The 16,275-nt window shown below is 68.8% G+C and carries 18 protein-coding genes; 2 read left to right on the top strand and 16 right to left on the bottom strand.

The features are described from left to right. Positions 1–16: 16 nt before the first annotated feature. Positions 17–787 (bottom strand): hypothetical protein, encoded by a 771-nt coding sequence (locus tag ACIPUC_RS26915; RefSeq protein ID WP_446592738.1) that lies wholly within the window; start codon positions 785–787, stop codon positions 17–19. Between the two features lie 213 nt (positions 788–1,000). On the opposite strand from ACIPUC_RS26915, the gene coaA reads away from it, so the two are divergent. After that, complete coding sequence (coaA, locus tag ACIPUC_RS26910) at positions 1,001–2,050, top strand: type I pantothenate kinase (RefSeq protein ID WP_446592737.1); 1,050 nt, start codon at positions 1,001–1,003, stop codon at positions 2,048–2,050. Positions 2,051–2,088: 38 nt separating this feature from the next. Then, a complete protein-coding gene (locus tag ACIPUC_RS26905) occupies positions 2,089–3,051 on the top strand; it encodes a DUF389 domain-containing protein (RefSeq protein ID WP_446592735.1) in 963 nt (320 codons plus the stop codon). Here the strand turns inward: ACIPUC_RS26905 and glmM are convergent. The 15 genes from glmM to secY form a co-directional block, all read right to left on the bottom strand. Then, on the bottom strand, positions 3,048–4,406 hold the full coding sequence (gene glmM, locus ACIPUC_RS26900) for a phosphoglucosamine mutase (RefSeq protein WP_446592733.1): 1,359 nt from the start codon (positions 4,404–4,406) through the stop codon (positions 3,048–3,050). The genes ACIPUC_RS26905 and glmM overlap by 4 nt on opposite strands. Positions 4,407–4,542: 136 nt before the next feature. Then, entirely contained in the window at positions 4,543–5,064 is a 522-nt protein-coding gene (gene rpsI, locus ACIPUC_RS26895; RefSeq protein WP_215143970.1) for a 30S ribosomal protein S9, read from the bottom strand. 42 nt (positions 5,065–5,106) lie between these two features. Next, on the bottom strand, positions 5,107–5,550 hold the full coding sequence (rplM, locus tag ACIPUC_RS26890; protein ID WP_069921533.1) for a 50S ribosomal protein L13: 444 nt from the start codon (positions 5,548–5,550) through the stop codon (positions 5,107–5,109). A 230-nt stretch (positions 5,551–5,780) separates the two neighbouring features. Continuing rightward, entirely contained in the window at positions 5,781–7,061 is a 1,281-nt protein-coding gene (locus tag ACIPUC_RS26885; RefSeq protein WP_446592732.1) for a glycosyltransferase family 87 protein, read from the bottom strand. 212 nt (positions 7,062–7,273) lie between these two features. Then, positions 7,274–8,893 carry an ATP-binding cassette domain-containing protein gene (locus ACIPUC_RS26880; RefSeq protein ID WP_446592731.1) on the bottom strand — a complete coding sequence of 540 codons (1,620 nt, stop codon included), beginning with the start codon at positions 8,891–8,893 and terminating at the stop codon, positions 7,274–7,276. Between the two features lie 55 nt (positions 8,894–8,948). Further along, on the bottom strand, positions 8,949–9,800 hold the full coding sequence (gene truA, locus ACIPUC_RS26875; protein WP_446592729.1) for a tRNA pseudouridine(38-40) synthase TruA: 852 nt from the start codon (positions 9,798–9,800) through the stop codon (positions 8,949–8,951). 112 nt (positions 9,801–9,912) lie between these two features. Then, positions 9,913–10,386 (bottom strand): 50S ribosomal protein L17, encoded by a 474-nt coding sequence (rplQ, locus tag ACIPUC_RS26870; RefSeq protein ID WP_319733898.1) that lies wholly within the window; start codon positions 10,384–10,386, stop codon positions 9,913–9,915. Between the two features lie 92 nt (positions 10,387–10,478). Beyond that, positions 10,479–11,501 (bottom strand): DNA-directed RNA polymerase subunit alpha, encoded by a 1,023-nt coding sequence (locus tag ACIPUC_RS26865; RefSeq protein ID WP_008739666.1) that lies wholly within the window; start codon positions 11,499–11,501, stop codon positions 10,479–10,481. A gap of 150 nt (positions 11,502–11,651) precedes the next feature. Next, a complete protein-coding gene (rpsK, locus tag ACIPUC_RS26860) occupies positions 11,652–12,056 on the bottom strand; it encodes a 30S ribosomal protein S11 (RefSeq protein ID WP_003956432.1) in 405 nt (134 codons plus the stop codon). A gap of 54 nt (positions 12,057–12,110) precedes the next feature. Continuing rightward, positions 12,111–12,491: a 30S ribosomal protein S13 gene (rpsM, locus tag ACIPUC_RS26855; protein ID WP_007265919.1), complete on the bottom strand. Its 381-nt coding sequence runs from the start codon at positions 12,489–12,491 to the stop codon at positions 12,111–12,113. 198 nt (positions 12,492–12,689) lie between these two features. Next, positions 12,690–12,803 (bottom strand): 50S ribosomal protein L36, encoded by a 114-nt coding sequence (rpmJ, locus tag ACIPUC_RS26850; RefSeq protein ID WP_003956441.1) that lies wholly within the window; start codon positions 12,801–12,803, stop codon positions 12,690–12,692. 74 nt (positions 12,804–12,877) lie between these two features. Continuing rightward, entirely contained in the window at positions 12,878–13,099 is a 222-nt protein-coding gene (infA, locus tag ACIPUC_RS26845; RefSeq protein WP_003956442.1) for a translation initiation factor IF-1, read from the bottom strand. 138 nt (positions 13,100–13,237) lie between these two features. Further along, positions 13,238–14,089 carry a type I methionyl aminopeptidase gene (gene map / locus ACIPUC_RS26840; protein WP_446592728.1) on the bottom strand — a complete coding sequence of 284 codons (852 nt, stop codon included), beginning with the start codon at positions 14,087–14,089 and terminating at the stop codon, positions 13,238–13,240. A 95-nt stretch (positions 14,090–14,184) separates the two neighbouring features. Next, a complete protein-coding gene (locus ACIPUC_RS26835; protein WP_446592727.1) occupies positions 14,185–14,832 on the bottom strand; it encodes an adenylate kinase in 648 nt (215 codons plus the stop codon). After that, positions 14,832–16,145 carry a preprotein translocase subunit SecY gene (gene secY / locus ACIPUC_RS26830; RefSeq protein WP_446592726.1) on the bottom strand — a complete coding sequence of 438 codons (1,314 nt, stop codon included), beginning with the start codon at positions 16,143–16,145 and terminating at the stop codon, positions 14,832–14,834. Before secY ends, ACIPUC_RS26835 begins: the two co-directional genes overlap by 1 nt. Between the last annotated feature and the right edge of the window lie 130 nt (positions 16,146–16,275).

Here is a 16,275-nt window from a genome sequence, read left to right as displayed (position 1 = left end):
ATCCTCGGGCGGGGGGTCAGCCGAGCTTCTTGACCTGCGCGTCCACAACGGCCTTCGGCTGCTCGGCGACGCCGGCCAGGCTCAGCGCGGAGAAGGTCGCGAGGGTGTTGCCCTTGCGCACGACCACGAGCTCCATCGTGATCTTGGTACCGTCCGAGTCGCCCACCACCGTGTAGGCGAGGGCCGCGTCGCCGGCGGTGACGGGGGCACCCGGGGCCACCTTCTCGATCTTGAGCGACTCGCCGTCCTGGCTGCCGGTGTAGCCGCCGGCGCAGGCCGTACCGGCGGTCTTGAGGGTGGCGAAGGCCTCTTCGGCGCCCTTGCCCTCGTACGAGGCCAGGCTGACGGAGGTGGCGGTGCTGCCCAGGGCCGCCAATGCGGCCTTCGCCTTCTCTTCGGCGCTGGCGTTCGCCGCGGGCTCCTTGGGCTTGGCGACGGCCTTGGTGCCGGCCTTGCCGGCAGCGGTGCCGACCGGGGCCATGGACTGCGCCTTGACCAGCGGCTGGCACTCGGGCTTGTCACTGGTGGCAGTGCCCGCGGCCGCGGTCTCGGCCGGGGTGGCCGGCTTGATCACGTGCTCGGGCAGGTCGGCCTGGGCCACGAGCAGGCCGGCCAGCTCGGCGTCCGTCTTCGCCTTCGCGGCGGGCGCGGCGGAGGTCGCCGGAGCACCGGTGGACGGCTTGGCGTCCGTGTTCCCGCCCTTGTCGGAACCACACGCGGTGACCAGCAGGGACAGGGACACCGCGGACGCGGTCAGGACGGTACGACGGACAAGAGCGGTACGCACGAAGGATCTCCCCCAAAGACGATAAGAACCAGCAATGTACTGGCAAGAACGATCACCCGATCGGGATTTTGCGCCCCCGGTGACCGATCGTGACCGGCATGAGACCCCAAGATCCTCGAATCGGTACGGCCCCGGCGCAACCGTGCCGCGAGCCCCAGGCCACGTGACCGACCACACCACCCATAACCGAGCCGGAGCGCCGACAATGGCGGTGTGATCACTTCGCCGCCACGAAGCAGCACGCCGGACAGCGCGACGGAGCGCACCGGCCCGGACGGGCCCCCCTCCCGTCCCTCCCACCGCCGGGGCCCCGACGCCTCGCCGTACGTCGACCTCACCCGCGCCGAGTGGAGCGCCCTGCGCGAGCGGACCCCGCTGCCGCTCACCGCCGACGAGGTCGAGCGGCTGCGCGGCCTGGGCGACGTCATCGACCTCGACGAGGTCCGCGACGTCTACCTGCCGCTCTCCCGCCTCCTGAACCTGTACGTCGGCGCCACCAGCAATCTCCGGGGCACCCTCAACACCTTCCTCGGCGACGCGGGCAACGGCCACGGCGCCCAGCAGGGCACCCCCTTCGTCATAGGGGTCGCCGGCTCGGTCGCCGTCGGCAAGTCCACCGTGGCCCGCCTGCTCCAGGCCCTGCTGGCGCGCTGGCCCGAGCACCCGCGCGTGGAGCTGGTCACCACCGACGGGTTCCTCTACCCGATGAAGGAGCTCCAGCGGCGCGGGCTCACCTCCCGCAAGGGCTTCCCGGAGTCGTACGACCGCCGCGCGCTCACCCGGTTCGTGGCCGACATCAAGGCCGGCAAGGACGAGGTCCGGGCCCCGGTCTACTCGCACCTGATCTACGACATCGTGCCGGGCGAGGAGCTCGTCGTCCGCCGCCCGGACATCCTCATCGTCGAGGGCCTCAACGTGCTCCAGCCGGCCCTCCCCGGGACGGACGGCCGCACCCGCGTCGCCCTCGCCGACTACTTCGACTTCAGCGTGTACGTGGACGCGCGCCCCGAGGACATCGAGCGCTGGTACCTGGGCCGCTTCCGGAAGCTGCGCGAGACCGCCTTCCAGAATCCTTTCTCCTACTTCCGCAAGTACACCCAGGTCTCCGAGGAGGAGGCCATGGAGTACGCGCAGACGATGTGGCGGACCATCAACAAGCCCAATCTGCTGGAGAACGTGGCGCCCACCCGCGGCCGGGCCAACCTCGTCATCCGCAAGGGACCGGACCACAAGGTGCAGAAGTTGAGCCTCCGCAAGCTCTGAACACGGACGGGGCGTCAGGTCCGCATTAGGGTGCGGGCATGCTGCATCTGCGGATGATCATCCCGCCTCACCTGACGGACCACGTGGTGGAGCTGATCGGCCAGACGGTCGGTACCACCCATCTGGTCGTGCTGAACGGCGCCGCCCGCGACCCCCAGGGCGATCTGGTGCTGTGCGACGTCGCGCGCGAGTCGGCCGACGAGCTGCTGCAGGAGATGCGCTCGCTCGGCATCGACCAGACCGGGTCGATCGCCGTCGAGAACATCGACCTGTCGATCTCCAAACGCGCCGACGACGCGGAGGAGGAGGCGCCGGGCGAGGCCGCCGACGCGGTGATCTGGGAGCAGCTCGCCGAGTCGACGCACGAGGAGTCCACCCTCACGATCACGTACGCCGTCTTCCTGATGGTGGCGACGATGATCGCGGCCTGCGGTGTGGCCCTGGACAACGCGATCCTGATCGTGGGCGCCATGGCGGTCGGCCCGGAGTTCGGCCCGCTCGCCGGCATCTGCACGGGCGTGGTGCAGCGGGAGCCGAAGCTCGCCGGGCGTTCGCTGTTCGCGCTGCTGGTCGGCTTCGTGGCGGCGATCGTGGCGACGACGGTCTTCAGCCTGGTGATGGACGCGCTCGGCCAGTTCCACCAGGGGATGCTCGACAACCCCCGGCCGAACACCAGCTTCATCTGGCAGCCCGACCCGTTCTCGTTCGTCGTGGCGCTGCTCGCCGGCGTGGCCGGGATGCTCTCGCTGACCTCGGCGAAGGCCGGTGCGCTGGTCGGCGTGGCGATCTCCGTCACCACCGTTCCGGCGGCCGCCAACGCCGCCGTGGCCCTCAGCTACGGGGAGTTCGCCCAGATGTGGGGTTCGGCGGAGCAGCTGCTGCTGAACCTGCTCGGCATCATCCTGGCCGGCACGCTCACCCTCGTCGCCTGGAAGCTGCTGTGGCGCACCCAGCAGGGCCGGATGATCCGGAAGCCGGGTACGCCACCTCGGGCGTACTAGCCGAGCGCCGACTTCACGGCGTCCGCGAGCCGGCCGGCGACCGAGCGGGCCTGCTCGATGTCGGCGGCCTCCACCATCACCCGTACGAGCGGCTCCGTGCCGGACGGACGCAGCAGCACCCGGCCGGTGGAGCCCAGCTCGCGCTCGGCGTCGGACACGGCCGCGGCCAGCTCGCCGGAGGTCGCGACGCGGGACCTGTCCACGTCGGGGACGTTGATCAGCACCTGCGGCAGCCGCTGCATGACGCCGGCCAGTTCCGCCAGGGACCTGCCGGTGGCCGCGACCCGCGCCGCCAGCAGCAGGCCGGTCAGCGTGCCGTCGCCGGTCGTCGCGTGGTCGAGGATGATCACGTGGCCGGACTGCTCGCCGCCCAGCGCGTAGCCGTGCTCCTTCATCGACTCCAGGACGTACCGGTCGCCGACCCCGGTCTGCACGACCTGGATGCCCTCGCCCTCCATGGCCAGCTTGAAGCCCAGGTTGGACATCACGGTGCCGACCACGGTGTCGCCGCGCAGCTGCCCCGCCTCGCGCATGGCCAGCGCCAGCACGGCGAGGATCTGGTCGCCGTCGACCTCCGCGCCGGTGCCGTCCACGGCCAGGCAGCGGTCGGCGTCACCGTCGTGCGCGATGCCGAAGTCGGCGCCGTGCTCGATGACGGCCGCCTTGAGCAGGCCGAGGTGGGTGGAGCCGCAGCCGTCGTTGATGTTCAGGCCGTCGGGCTCGGCGCCGATCGTGACGATCTCGGCGCCGGCCCGGGCGAAGGCCTCGGGCGACACGTACGCGGCCGCGCCGTGCGCCTCGTCCAGGACGACCTTCAGGCCGTCGAGGCGGTTGGGGAGGACACCGATCAGGTGGGCGACGTACTTCTCGAAGCCCTCGGTGTAGTCGGAGATGCGGCCGACGCCGGAGCCGGTCGGCCGGTCCCAGGGGGCGCCCGTGCGGTGCTCCTCGTAGACGGACTCGATGCGGTCCTCCAGCTCGTCGGCGAGCTTGTGGCCGCCGCGCGCGAAGAACTTGATGCCGTTGTCGGGCATGGCGTTGTGGCTGGCCGAGAGCATCACGCCGAGGTCGGCACCCAGCGCACCGGTGAGATACGCCACCGCCGGGGTGGGCAGCACACCGACGCGCAGGACGTCCACGCCCGCGCTCGCGAGGCCGGCCACGACCGCCGCCTCGAGGAATTCGCCGGAGGCCCGGGGGTCCCGGCCGACCACGGCCGTCGGCCGGTGGCCCGCGAAGGTACCCGCCTCGCCCAGTACGTGGGCAGCCGCCACGGAGAGGCCGAGCGCGAGCTCCGCCGTCAGATCCGCGTTGGCAACGCCGCGTACACCGTCCGTCCCGAAGAGTCGTCCCACTGTTGTCCTCCCGAGTTTCTGCATCGCTTTGTGACCGCATGTGACAGGTATTTGCCGCTTGTGGCGGTAAACGAACCGCCCCGACAGCACGGAGAGTGCTGCCGGGGCGGTTTCGTTGCAGAACAGCAGGCGCAGATTAACGCTTGCTGTACTGCGGAGCCTTACGGGCCTTCTTGAGACCGGCCTTCTTGCGCTCGACCGCACGGTCGTCGCGGGAGAGGAAGCCGGCCTTCTTCAGCGCCGGGCGGTTGTTGTCCACGTCCGCCTCGTTCAGCGCACGGGCCACACCGAGGCGCAGGGCGCCGGCCTGGCCGGAGACGCCGCCACCCGCGATGCGGGCGATGATGTCGTAGCGGTTGTCCAGCTCGAGGAGCTTGAACGGCTCGTTGACTTCCTGCTGGTGCACCTTGTTGGGGAAGTAGTCCTCAAGGGTGCGACCGTTGATCTTCCACTTGCCGGTGCCCGGAACGATCCGGACGCGGGCGATGGCGTTCTTGCGACGGCCCAGGCCGGCGGCCGGCTGGGGGTCGCCGAAGCGACCGGCAAGGGACTCGGAGGTGTAGTCGCCCTCGACGACGACCTCGGACTCGCTGGTGTACTCCTCGACGTTGCCCTCGAACTCGTCGACGGGGGTCGTCTCGGCGGTGGTCTCGGCCACGATGCTCCTCAGAATTTTCTACGTCTTAGGGGGTGGCCGGAACTACTGCGCGACCTGGGTGATCTCGAACGGCACCGGCTGCTGGGCAGCGTGGGGGTGCTGGTCGCCCGAGTAGACCTTCAGCTTCGAGAGCATCTGACGGCCCAGGGTGTTCTTGGGGAGCATGCCCTTGACGGCCTTCTCGACGGCCTTCTCCGGGTTGTTCGCCAGGAGGTCGTCGTAACGCACGGAGCGCAGACCACCCGGGAAGCCGGAGTGGCGGTACGCCATCTTCTGGGTCGCCTTGTTGCCGGACAGGTGAACCTTGTCGGCGTTGACGATGATGACGAAGTCGCCCATGTCCATGTGGGGGGCGTAAGTCGGCTTGTGCTTGCCCCGCAGGAGGGCAGCGGCCTGGGTCGCCAGACGGCCGAGGACAACGTCCTGGGCGTCGATGACGAGCCACTGGCGCGAGATGTCGCCGGGCTTGGGGCTGAACGTACGCACGCGTATGCCTTCGCTTCTTCAGTGGTGGTATCCCAAGGGCGCAAGCCCCACGGGAAGGTCCTGACAGGGTCACCACGGACGATCACGACAGCCCTCGTTCACATCGGGGACGCAACCCGCGTGAACTGCTGGTCATCGGTCCGGTGGACCGGCGCAAGGCCTTTCACGTGAGAATGAGAAAGCCAATACGCATAACAAACCAGCAGGATACCCAAGCAGACCCGTACGGGTCAAAACGCGGTCCGCGATGCCGATTCTGCTGGCGTCGCGGCGCACTCCGGTTCGGTCCTGGGTGGGGACCCCGCAGTTGTTACGGGCTCTAGAGTAACCCGACCCGAGCGCAGTGCACGACGCGCCAGCAGAATCGCGAGCCCGCACAGGGTGGCGCAGTCCTTGAAGGCGCGCCGCTTGTGGGCCAGCTCCGAGGGCCACGGGACCAGGGCCACCTGGGGCGTCAGGGCCAGCCAGAACCAGGGCGAGCGGGGCATCGAGCCGGGCCGCACCCCCGAGGCCAGCAGCAGCGGCAGCACCACCAGCAGGTAGTGGTCGAAGGAGGGCCGCGAGACCAGGAACGCGGCGAGCATCACCATGCAGGCCGTCTCCGCGAGCCGCAACTCTTCCCCGTCCGTCTCGTCGCGCCCCCCGCCGCCTCCGGCGGACTCGGGCCGGCGCCACCGCGTCCAGGCCGCCCACAGCCCCGCCCCGGCCCCCGCGAAGGCCACCGCCACCGCCAGCGGCTCCGGCACCCCCAGCCGCGGCAGCACCGCGATCGGCGAGGCGTCCCACGGCAGCGCGTACGCGTCCTGCCCCTGGAGCAGGAACGGCAGGGTCTTGGTGAAGAACAGCGACGGGCTCGGCATCAGCAGCGCGCCCGCCAGCGAGAGCCCCAGCGGCACGAGCACGGCCGCGGCCAGCCCCCGCCACCGCCGGGCGAACACGAAGAGCAGCCCGACCGGCACCAGCATCGGCTTGCAGGCGATGGCCAGCCCGATCACCAGTCCGGCCGCCCCCCAGTGCCGCCGGTGCGCGAGCAGCAGCGCCACCGGCAGCGCGGCGGCCGAGATCGCCGTCCAGTTGCCGATCAGCACGAGGTTCACGTACGGCTTGTAGGCCAGGGCCAGCACCGGGAACCCGACGACCGCGAAGCGCGAGCGCAGCGGCACCGAGAACATCCGCAGCGCGGCCAGCCAGCCGATGCCCAGCAGCCCGGACATCGCGACGGGCAGGCACCAGCGCAGCACCGTCGTCGGCAGCAGCGCCTCCGGAACCGCCATGAGCACGGCGCTCGGCAGGTACAGGAAGCGCTTGTCCTCGTACGGGGACCCGCCCGCCAGCAGCGTCTCGGCCGCCTTGACCACGAAGGCGTTGTCGGAGCCCCAGTTCTCCCGCAGGCTCGTGGAGACGCAGATCCCCAGGACCACCGCGAGGGAGACGAGCTGCCAGGGCCTGGAGGCCGGCCGCAGCAGCCAGTCGATCAGCCGGTTTCCGGAGCTGTGGTTCTCCCACTTCATGAGCCAGATGCTAGGCCGCAGGCCCACTACGCCCCTCCCCCACTCCGGCCGGGGGGTCTCCCCCTAGCGCTTGCGTTCGACTCTACGTTCGTCCCACACGGGCTCCCGAGACACCGTCCCCACCGCCGCCCTCGCACCCTTCGGCCCCAGGGGGCCTCAGGGGCTTCGGCCGGCTGCGCCGGACTCCGTCCGTCGAACGCGGCGGCCAGACCTCAGCGCCGGCGCTCCACGCGACGTTCGTCCCACACGGGCTCCCGAGTCTCCCGCACCACACCGTCCGAACCGAAGACCAGGTAGCGGTCAAACGTGCGGGCGAACCAGCGGTCGTGCGTGACGCACAGCACAGTGCCGTCGTACGACTCCAGGCCGTCCTGCAGGGCCTCCGCGGACTCCAGGTCCAGGTTGTCCGTCGGCTCGTCCAGGAGCAGGGCCGTCGTCCCGGCCAGCTCCAGCAGCAGGATCTGGAAGCGCGCCTGCTGGCCGCCCGAGAGCTTCTCGAAGGCCTGGTCGCCCTGGCGCTCCAGCTCGTAGCGGCGCAGCACGCCCATCGCCGCGCCCAGGGGCTTGGCGGCCTCCGTCCACAGGATGTCGACGAGGGTGCGGCCGAAGAGCTCCGGGTGGGCGTGGGTCTGCGCGAAATGGCCGGGAACCACCCGGGCGCCCAGCTTCCACGCGCCCGTGTGCTTGACGTCCTCGCCCGCCAGCAGCCGCAGGAAGTGCGACTTTCCGGAGCCGTTGGAACCCAGCACCGCGACCCGCTCGCCGTAGAAGACCTCCAGCGAGAAGGGCTTCATCAGCCCCGTGAGCTCCAGGTTCTCCACGGTCAGCGCGCGTACTCCCGTACGCCCGCCCTTGAGCCGCATCCGGATGTCCTGCTCCCGCGGCGGCTCCGGCGGCGGGCCGGCCTCCTCGAACTTCTGGAAGCGGGTCTGCATCGCCCGGTAGCGCGAGGCCATGTCGGGGCTGCTCGCGGCCTGGTTGCGCAGCCGCAGCACCAGGGCCCTCAGGCGGGCGTGCTCCTCGTCCCAGCGCCGCTTGAGCTCCTCGAAGCGCGCGAAGCGCTCCTTGCGGGCGTCGTGGTACGTGCCGAAGCCCCCGCCGTGCACCCACACGTCGCTGCCCATCGGGCTCGCCTCCAGGCTGATGATCTTCTCAGCGGCCTGGGTGAGCAGCTCCCGGTCGTGGGAGACGAACAGCACCGTCTTGCGGGTGGCCTTCAGCTGCTCCTCCAGCCACCGCTTGCCCGGGACGTCCAGGTAGTTGTCCGGCTCGTCGAGCAGCAGGACCTCGTCCGGACCGCGCAGCAGCGCCTCCAGCACGAGTCGCTTCTGCTCACCGCCCGAGAGCGTGCGCACCTCGCGGAACTGCGCGCTGTCGTACGGGATGGCCAGCGCGGCCATGGTGCAGACGTCCCACAGCGTCTCCGCCTCGTAGCCCTGGACGTCCGCCCAGTCGCTGAGCGCCTGCGCGTAGGCCATCTGGGCGGCCTCGTCGTCCACGGTCAGGATCAGCTGCTCGGCCCGGTCCACGGCCTTGGCGGCCTCCCGGATCCGCGGCTGGGAGACCGAGACCAGCAGGTCCCGTACGGTCGTTTCGTCCCGTACGGAGCCCACGAACTGCGACATCACGCCGAGCCCGCCGCTCACGGTGACCCCGCCGCCGTGCGGCTGGAGCTCGCCGGAGACCAGCTTCAGCAGGGTGGTCTTGCCGGCCCCGTTCGCCCCGACCAGGGCGACCACCGAGCCCTCCCCCACGCGGAAGGAGACGTCGGGGAGCAGGACCCGCCCGTCGGGAAGGTAGTACTCCAGGTGGCTGGCTTCGAGATGTCCCATGCCGCGCATTGTCCCGGTCCGGGCGCGATCCGCCCAAACGAGTTACGCCCCGGCTTCAGCAGCAGCCGGCGCCCGGGAGGGTCCGCAGGTTCCGCGCTTCCTTGCTGCGGGCGGCCAGCAGCTCGTCGGCCGGGTAGCCGACCTCCTCCAGGGTGAGCCCGTGCGGCTTGACCACGTGCACCGAGGAGTCCCGGACGGCCGCCGCCAGCACCTTGCCGGGCCAGTCGGTGGGCCGGTGCCCGTCGCCGACGTGCAGCAGCGCGCCGACCAGCGAGCGGACCATGTTGTGGCAGAAGGCGTCGGCCCGCACCGTCGCGGTGATGACCCCGTCCTCGCCGCGCTCCCAGCCGAGCTGCTGGAGGGTGCGGATGGTCGTGGCCCCCTCGCGCTTCCTGCAGTAGGCGGCGAAGTCGTGCTCGCCGAGCAGCGGGGCGGAGGCCTCGTTCATGGCGTCGACGTCGAGGGGCCACTGGTGCCACAGGACGTGGCCGCGGCGCAGCGGGTCGACCCCGCCCTGGTGGTCGCCCACGCGGTAGGCGTAGCGGCGCCAGATGGCCGAGAAGCGCGCGTTGAAGCCCGCGGGGGCCTCGGCGACCTTCCACACCCGCACGTCGTGCGGCAGCCGGCCCGCGAGGCGGCGCAGGAGCTTGTCGTGGTGCTCGGCCCACACCTCTTCGGCCAGGTCGAACTGCGCGACCTGGCCGCGGGCGTGCACGCCCGCGTCGGTACGCCCGGCGACGGTCAGCTCGACGGGCTCCTTCAGCCGCATCACGGTCCGCAGGGCGGATTCCAGCTCGCCCTGCACGGTCCGCAGCACGCGCTGCTTCGCCCAGCCGGAGAAGTCCTTGCCGTCGTAGCTCAGGTCCAGCCGCACCCGGACGTGCCCGGGCTCCACCTCGTCACTCACGTGACCGATCCTCTCAGAAGCTGCACAACGTCGGAAAACACAGAACGGGCCCGCCCCCGGAAGGGGCGGGCCCGTTCAAAGCCGATCAAGCAAGCTCGATCCCGGAGCGGGATCAGGCCTCCTTGGTCTCCTCGGCGGGGGTCTCGGTGGCCTCGGCCTTGGCCTCCGCCTCCTTCACCGCGCGCTTGGTGGCGGCCTCGGCCTCACCAGTGGCCTGCTGGGCGACCGTCAGGGCCTCGACCAGCTCGATGACCGCCATCGGGGCGTTGTCGCCACGACGGTTGCCGATCTTGGTGATGCGCGTGTAACCACCGGGGCGGTTCTCGTAGCGCGGGGCGATCTCGGTGAACAGCGTGTGCACGATGCTCTTGTCCGTGATCGTCTGCAGCACCAGGCGACGGTTGTGGATGTCGCCCTTCTTGGCCTTGGTGACCAGACGCTCGGCGTAGGGACGCAGGCGACGGGCCTTGGCCTCGGTGGTGGTGATGCGGCCGTGCTCGAAGAGCGCCTTCGCGAGGTTCGCGAGGAGGTGCTTCTCGTGCGCGGCGGAACCGCCCAGACGGGCACCCTTTGCGGGACGCGGCATGGTGTTACTCCTTCATATCTGCACCGGCCGTGTCAGGTACCGGTGTCAGTTCCCCCGAGGCGGATGCCGCGGGAAAGATCTACGGGTGCTGCTTAGTACTGCTCGGTCTCGACGAAACCGGCGTCCGCGTCGTCGTCGGCGCCGAAGGCGTCGGCGGCGGCGGTCGGGTCGAATCCGGGCGGGCTGTCCTTGAGGGCCAGGCCCATGCCGGCCAGCTTCGCCTTGACCTCGTCGATCGACTTCGCACCGAAGTTGCGGATGTCGAGCAGGTCGGCCTCGGAGCGGGCGACGAGCTCACCCACGGAGTGGATGCCCTCGCGCTTGAGGCAGTTGTACGACCGAACGGTGAGCTCGAGCTCCTCGATCGGCAGCGCCAGGTCGGCGGCCAGGGCGGCGTCCGTCGGGGACGGGCCCATGTCGATGCCCTCGGCGTCGATGTTGAGCTCGCGCGCCAGGCCGAACAGCTCGACCAGGGTCTTGCCGGCGGACGCCATGGCGTCGCGCGGGCGCATGGCCTGCTTGGTCTCGACGTCGACGATCAGCTTGTCGAAGTCGGTGCGCTGCTCGACTCGGGTCGCCTCGACCTTGTAGGTGACCTTGAGGACCGGGCTGTAGATGGAGTCGATCGGGATGCGACCGATCTCCTGGCCCAGCTGCTTGTTCTGGACGGCGGAGACGTAGCCGCGACCGCGCTCGACGGTCAGCTCCATCTCCAGCTTGCCCTTGCCGTTGAGCGTGGCGAGGACCAGGTCCGGGTTGTGCACCTCGACACCGGCCGGAGGCGCGATGTCGGCAGCGGTGACCAGGCCGGGACCCTGCTTGCGCAGGTACATCACGACCGGCTCGTCGTGCTCCGAGGAGACGACCAGCTGCTTGATGTTGAGGATGATGTCGGTGACGTCTTCCTTGACACCCGGCACGGTGGTGAACTCGTGCAGGACGCCGTCCACGCGGATGCTGGTGACAGCGGCACCCGGGATCGAGGACAGGAGCGTACGGCGCAGGGAGTTACCGAGGGTGTAGCCGAAGCCCGGCTCCAGCGGCTCGATCACGAACCGCGAGCGGTACTCGTCGACGACCTCTTCGGTCAGCGAAGGACGCTGAGCGATAAGCATGTCTGTGTTCCTTCATTCGTGGACGCCCACTATTTGACGCCCGACGGGACGCCGTACCGGAGTACGGCTACTGCAAGGGTACGGGCGGTACGGCCCCCGAAGGGGTCGTACCGCCCGGACACTCAAGAACGCACAGGTGCGTCCGCTGCGTCAGACGCGGCGGCGCTTCGGCGGGCGGCAGCCGTTGTGCGGGGTGGGGGTGACGTCCTGGATCGAGCCGACCTCGAGGCCGGTGGCCTGGAGGGAGCGGATCGCGGTCTCGCGGCCGGAGCCCGGACCCTTGACGAAGACGTCAACCTTGCGCATGCCGTGCTCCTGCGCGCGGCGGGCGGCCGACTCGGCGGCCATCTGCGCGGCGAAGGGGGTGGACTTGCGCGAGCCCTTGAAGCCGACGTGGCCGGCGGAGGCCCAGGAGATCACGTTGCCCGAGGGGTCCGTGATCGAAACGATGGTGTTGTTGAACGTGCTCTTGATGTGGGCGTGCCCGTGAGCGACGTTCTTCTTTTCCTTGCGGCGCACCTTCTTGGCAGCGCCCTGACGACCCTTGGGGGGCATCTAAATCTCCTACGGGAGGTGGTCGGTCCTACAGCGCAAGACCGCTGAACAGGACTACTTCTTGCCCGGCTTCTTCTTACCGGCGATCGCGCGACGCGGGCCCTTGCGGGTACGCGCGTTCGTGCTGGTGCGCTGACCGTGCACCGGCAGGCCACGACGGTGGCGGATGCCCTGGTAGCACTGGATCTCGATCTTGCGGCGAATGTCGCCCTGGATCTCGCGGCGGAGGTCACCCTCGGTACGGAGGTTGGCGTCCACGTACTCGCGGATCTTGACGAGGTCCTCTTCGGCCAGGTCACGAACGCGGGTGTTCGGGTTCACGCCGGTGGAGGCGAGGATCTCCTTGGACCGGGTGCGCCCGATACCGAAGACGTAGGTGAGTGCGATCTCCACACGCTTTTCGCGCGGGATGTCAACACCGGAAACGCGTGCCACAAATGGCTCCTGTGTGTTCGGGGGTCTTCCGCAGAACCACTCCCGACCGCCGACCACCCGAAGTGGGTGATGGTACGTCCGGGTCCCCGGCCCCCGCCGGAGGTACCGCCGGCCCCTCTCAGGGCTGGGCGGGTTCTGCGTATGTACGTTTTCTTACGTCGCGCGAAGAACTGCGGAAGGCAGGTCGGTCGGCGTGCGTCAGCCCTGGCGCTGCTTGTGGCGCAGGTTGTCGCAGATGACCATGACCCGGCCGTGACGGCGGATCACCTTGCACTTGTCGCAGATCTTCTTGACGCTCGGCTTGACCTTCATGTTGGTGAGGTTCTCCGGGTCAGTGCCACCACCCGCACCGGGACAAGTCGCCCAGGCAGGAGTGAGGACAAGATCTACTTGTATCGGTAGACGATCCGGCCACGCGTGAGGTCGTACGGAGACAGCTCCACGACGACCCGGTCATCCGGGAGGATGCGGATGTAGTGCATGCGCATCTTGCCGCTGATGTGCGCGAGGACCTTGTGACCGTTCTGCAGTTCCACCTTGAACATCGCGTTCGGGAGGGACTCGATCACGGTGCCCTCGATTTCGATGGCACCTTGCTTCTTGGCCACGCTTCGCCCTTCGAATCGGCTACCTTGATCGGCTCCGCGCCCCATGCAGGCATGGAAGTGCACGAGAGCCGACGAGTCAGTCTACGTCAGGGCACCCAGAAAGACGAATCCGGAAAGTTTGCCCCAGAGTGTAGATCATTAACCGAGCGGGTCCGGGGCCGTGGTGACCCCGTACTCGGCCAGTTTCGCCTTGCCGCAGTCCGGGCTGGTCAGGACGATGGGGCCGGCCTCGGTCAGCGCGATGGAGTGCTCCCAGTGCGAGGACCAGGTGCCGTCCGTGGTGATGACCGTCCAGTCGTCCGCCAGGACCTCGGTCTGGGCCGTGCCCAGGGAGACCATCGGCTCGATGGCCAGGCAGAGGCCCGGGACCAGCTTGATCCCCTTGCCCCGCTTGCGCGAGACGTAGTTCAGCAGGTGGGGGTCCATGTGCATCTCGGACCCGATGCCGTGGCCGCCGTAGTCCTCGATGATCCCGAACTTGCCGAGGCTGTGCTCACCGGTGGCGGGCCGCGGCTGGCGCTTGATGTACGTCTCGATCGCCTTCGAGATGTCCACGAGCCGGTTGCCGAGCCTCATGGCGGCGATCCCGGCCCACATGGACTCCTCGGTCACCCGGGAGAGCTCCACGAGCTCAGGGGCGTGCCCAGTGCCCACGAAGGCGGTGTACGCCGCGTCGCCGTGCCAGCCGTCGACGATCGCGCCGGCGTCGATCGAGATGATGTCGCCGTCCTTGAGGACCGTCTTGTCGTCCGGGATGCCGTGGACGACGACCTCGTTCACCGAGGTGCAGATGGTCGCGGGGAAACCGCCGTAGCCGAGGAAGTTCGACGTGGCGCCGGCGTCCGCGATCACCTTGCGGGCCACCATGTCCAGATCCCGTGTCGTGGCGCCCGGTACGGCCGCCTCACGGGTCGCCGCGTGGATCGCGGCGACGACCAGCCCTGCCTCGCGCATCTTCGCGATCTGCTCGGGGGTCTTGATCTGGACCATGTGGAACAGCCTTCCAGCTTCGGTACGGGTCTTCTCAACAGTACGGCCGCGATGCCCTGGGGACACCGCGGCCGTACCTGCACAACAAAGGGTGACTACTTCTTCAGCGCATCCATCGCGCGCTTCGTCACGTCCGCGACCTCACCGAGGGCGGGGATCGTCACGAGCAGGCCCTGGGCCTTGTAGTAGTCGATGATCGGCTCGGTCTGCGTGTGGTAGACCTCGAGCCGGTTGCGGACCGTGTCCTCGGAGTCGTCCCCGCGCTGGTACAGCTCGCCGCCGCAGGTGTCGCAGACACCCTCGGCCTTCGGCGGGGCGTACGTGACGTGGAAAACGTGCGCGGAGTCGTTGCGGCAGATCCGGCGACCGGCGATCCGCTTGACGACCTCGTCCTCCTCGACCTCCAGGTCGAGAACGGCGTCGAGCTTCATGGCCGCGGCCTGGAGCATCTCGTCGAGGGCCTCGGCCTGCGACACGTTGCGCGGGAAACCATCGAGCAGGAAGCCGTTCACGGCGTCCGGCTTCTCCATGCGGTCCTTGGCCATGGCGATGGTGACCTCGTCGGGCACCAGGTCGCCGGCGTCCATGAACGCCTTGGCCTGCTTCCCGAGCTCGGTGCCCTGGCTGATGTTTGCCCGGAACAGGTCGCCCGTGGAGATGTGCGGGATCGACAGGTTCTTGGCAAGGAACGCGGCCTGCGTTCCCTTGCCCGCACCGGGCGGTCCGACGAGGACGATTCGCATCAGCGGAGGAACCCTTCGTAATTACGCTGCTGGAGCTGGCTCTCGATCTGCTTCACGGTTTCCAGACCCACACCCACGATGATCAGGATGCTCGTCCCGCCGAACGGGAAGTTCTGGTTCGCTCCGAAGCCGGCCAACGCCATCGTCGGCACAAGAGCGATGAGACCCAGGTACAGCGACCCCGGCCAAGTGATCCGGTTGAGCACGTAGCTCAGGTACTCGGCGGTGGGTCGACCGGCACGAATACCCGGGATGAACCCACCATACTTCTTCATGTTGTCTGCAACTTCCTCGGGGTTGAACGAGATCGCCACGTAGAAGAACGCGAAGAAGACGATCAAGAGGAAGTAGACCGCGATGTAGTACGGGTGGTCGCCCTTGACGAAGTGCTTCTGGATCCACGTCGCCCAGCCCGCGGTGGACCCGCTGAACTGCACGACCAGCGCCGGGATGTACAGCAGCGACGAGGCGAAGATGACGGGGATGATGCCCGCCTGGTTCACCTTGAGCGGGATGTAGGTCGAGGTGCCGCCGTACGCACGGCGGCCGATCATGCGCTTCGCGTACTGGACCGGGATCCGGCGCTGCGCCTGCTCGACGAAGACCACCAGGCCCACCATCGCGAGGCCGACCAGCATGACGACGCCGAACTCGACCCAGCCGTCGGCGATCTTGCCCTGCTCCTTGATGGCCCACAGGGCGCCGATGAAGCCGGCGGCGATCGAGATGAACATGAGGATCGACATGCCGTTGCCGATACCGCGGTCCGTGATGAGCTCGCCGAGCCACATGACGACACAGGTACCGGCGGTCATGGTGACGACCATGACGACGGTGGTGAAGATCGAACGGTTGGGGACGATCTGGCTGGCGACCTGGCAGCCCTGGAAGAGGGCACCGGTGCGGGCAGTGGCCACGAGGCCCGTGCCCTGCAGGATCGCGAGTGCGACCGTCAGATAGCGCGTGTACTGAGTGATCTTCGCCGTGCCGGACTGTCCCTCTTTTTTGAGGTTCTCCAGCTTCGGGATGACCACGGTCAGCAGCTGCAGGATGATGCTCGCCGTGATGTACGGCATGATGCCGAGCGCGAAGATCGTGATCTGCAGCAGCGCACCGCCGCTGAACATGTTGACGAGACCGAACAGCCCGTTGCTGCTGCCTGCCTGGTCGACACAGATCTGAACGTTCTTGTAGCTCACGCCGGGCACCGGGATGTGGGACCCGAGCCTGAACAGCACGATGATGGCGAGCGTGAAGAGCAGCTTCTTGCGCAGGTCGGGCGTCTTGAACGCCCGGGCGAACGCGGTGAGCACGGTGCCTCCTGCGACCCCCGCGCTACTGCGTCAGAGGTGACGGTCTGAGGGATCGACGTATACGACAAAGCAAAGGTGCACGCCACCTTACCGGCGAGTGTGCCTCCCGTGGAACGACCAACCGGGGATG

The organism is Streptomyces sp. LARHCF249, assembly GCF_052871255.1.
The sequence above is the reverse complement of the archived record's forward strand: the minus strand, read 5'-3'. Positions and strand labels throughout refer to the sequence as shown.

What these genes read in the sequence shown, in the direction of transcription:
- ACIPUC_RS26835 (WP_446592727.1), bottom strand. Translation starts at nt 14,832, where the DNA reads ATGCGAATCGTCCTCGTCGGACCGCCCGGTGCGGGCAAGGGAACGCAG.
- ACIPUC_RS26885 (WP_446592732.1), bottom strand. Translation starts at nt 7,061, where the DNA reads ATGAAGTGGGAGAACCACAGCTCCGGAAACCGGCTGATCGACTGGCTG.
- rpmJ (WP_003956441.1), bottom strand. Translation starts at nt 12,803, where the DNA reads ATGAAGGTCAAGCCGAGCGTCAAGAAGATCTGCGACAAGTGCAAGGTG.
- ACIPUC_RS26880 (WP_446592731.1), bottom strand. Translation starts at nt 8,893, where the DNA reads ATGGGACATCTCGAAGCCAGCCACCTGGAGTACTACCTTCCCGACGGG.
- ACIPUC_RS26905 (WP_446592735.1), top strand. Translation starts at nt 2,089, where the DNA reads ATGCTGCATCTGCGGATGATCATCCCGCCTCACCTGACGGACCACGTG.
- rpsK (WP_003956432.1), bottom strand. Translation starts at nt 12,056, where the DNA reads ATGCCCCCCAAGGGTCGTCAGGGCGCTGCCAAGAAGGTGCGCCGCAAG.
- ACIPUC_RS26865 (WP_008739666.1), bottom strand. Translation starts at nt 11,501, where the DNA reads ATGCTTATCGCTCAGCGTCCTTCGCTGACCGAAGAGGTCGTCGACGAG.
- map (WP_446592728.1), bottom strand. Translation starts at nt 14,089, where the DNA reads ATGGTCCAGATCAAGACCCCCGAGCAGATCGCGAAGATGCGCGAGGCA.
- rplQ (WP_319733898.1), bottom strand. Translation starts at nt 10,386, where the DNA reads ATGCCGCGTCCCGCAAAGGGTGCCCGTCTGGGCGGTTCCGCCGCGCAC.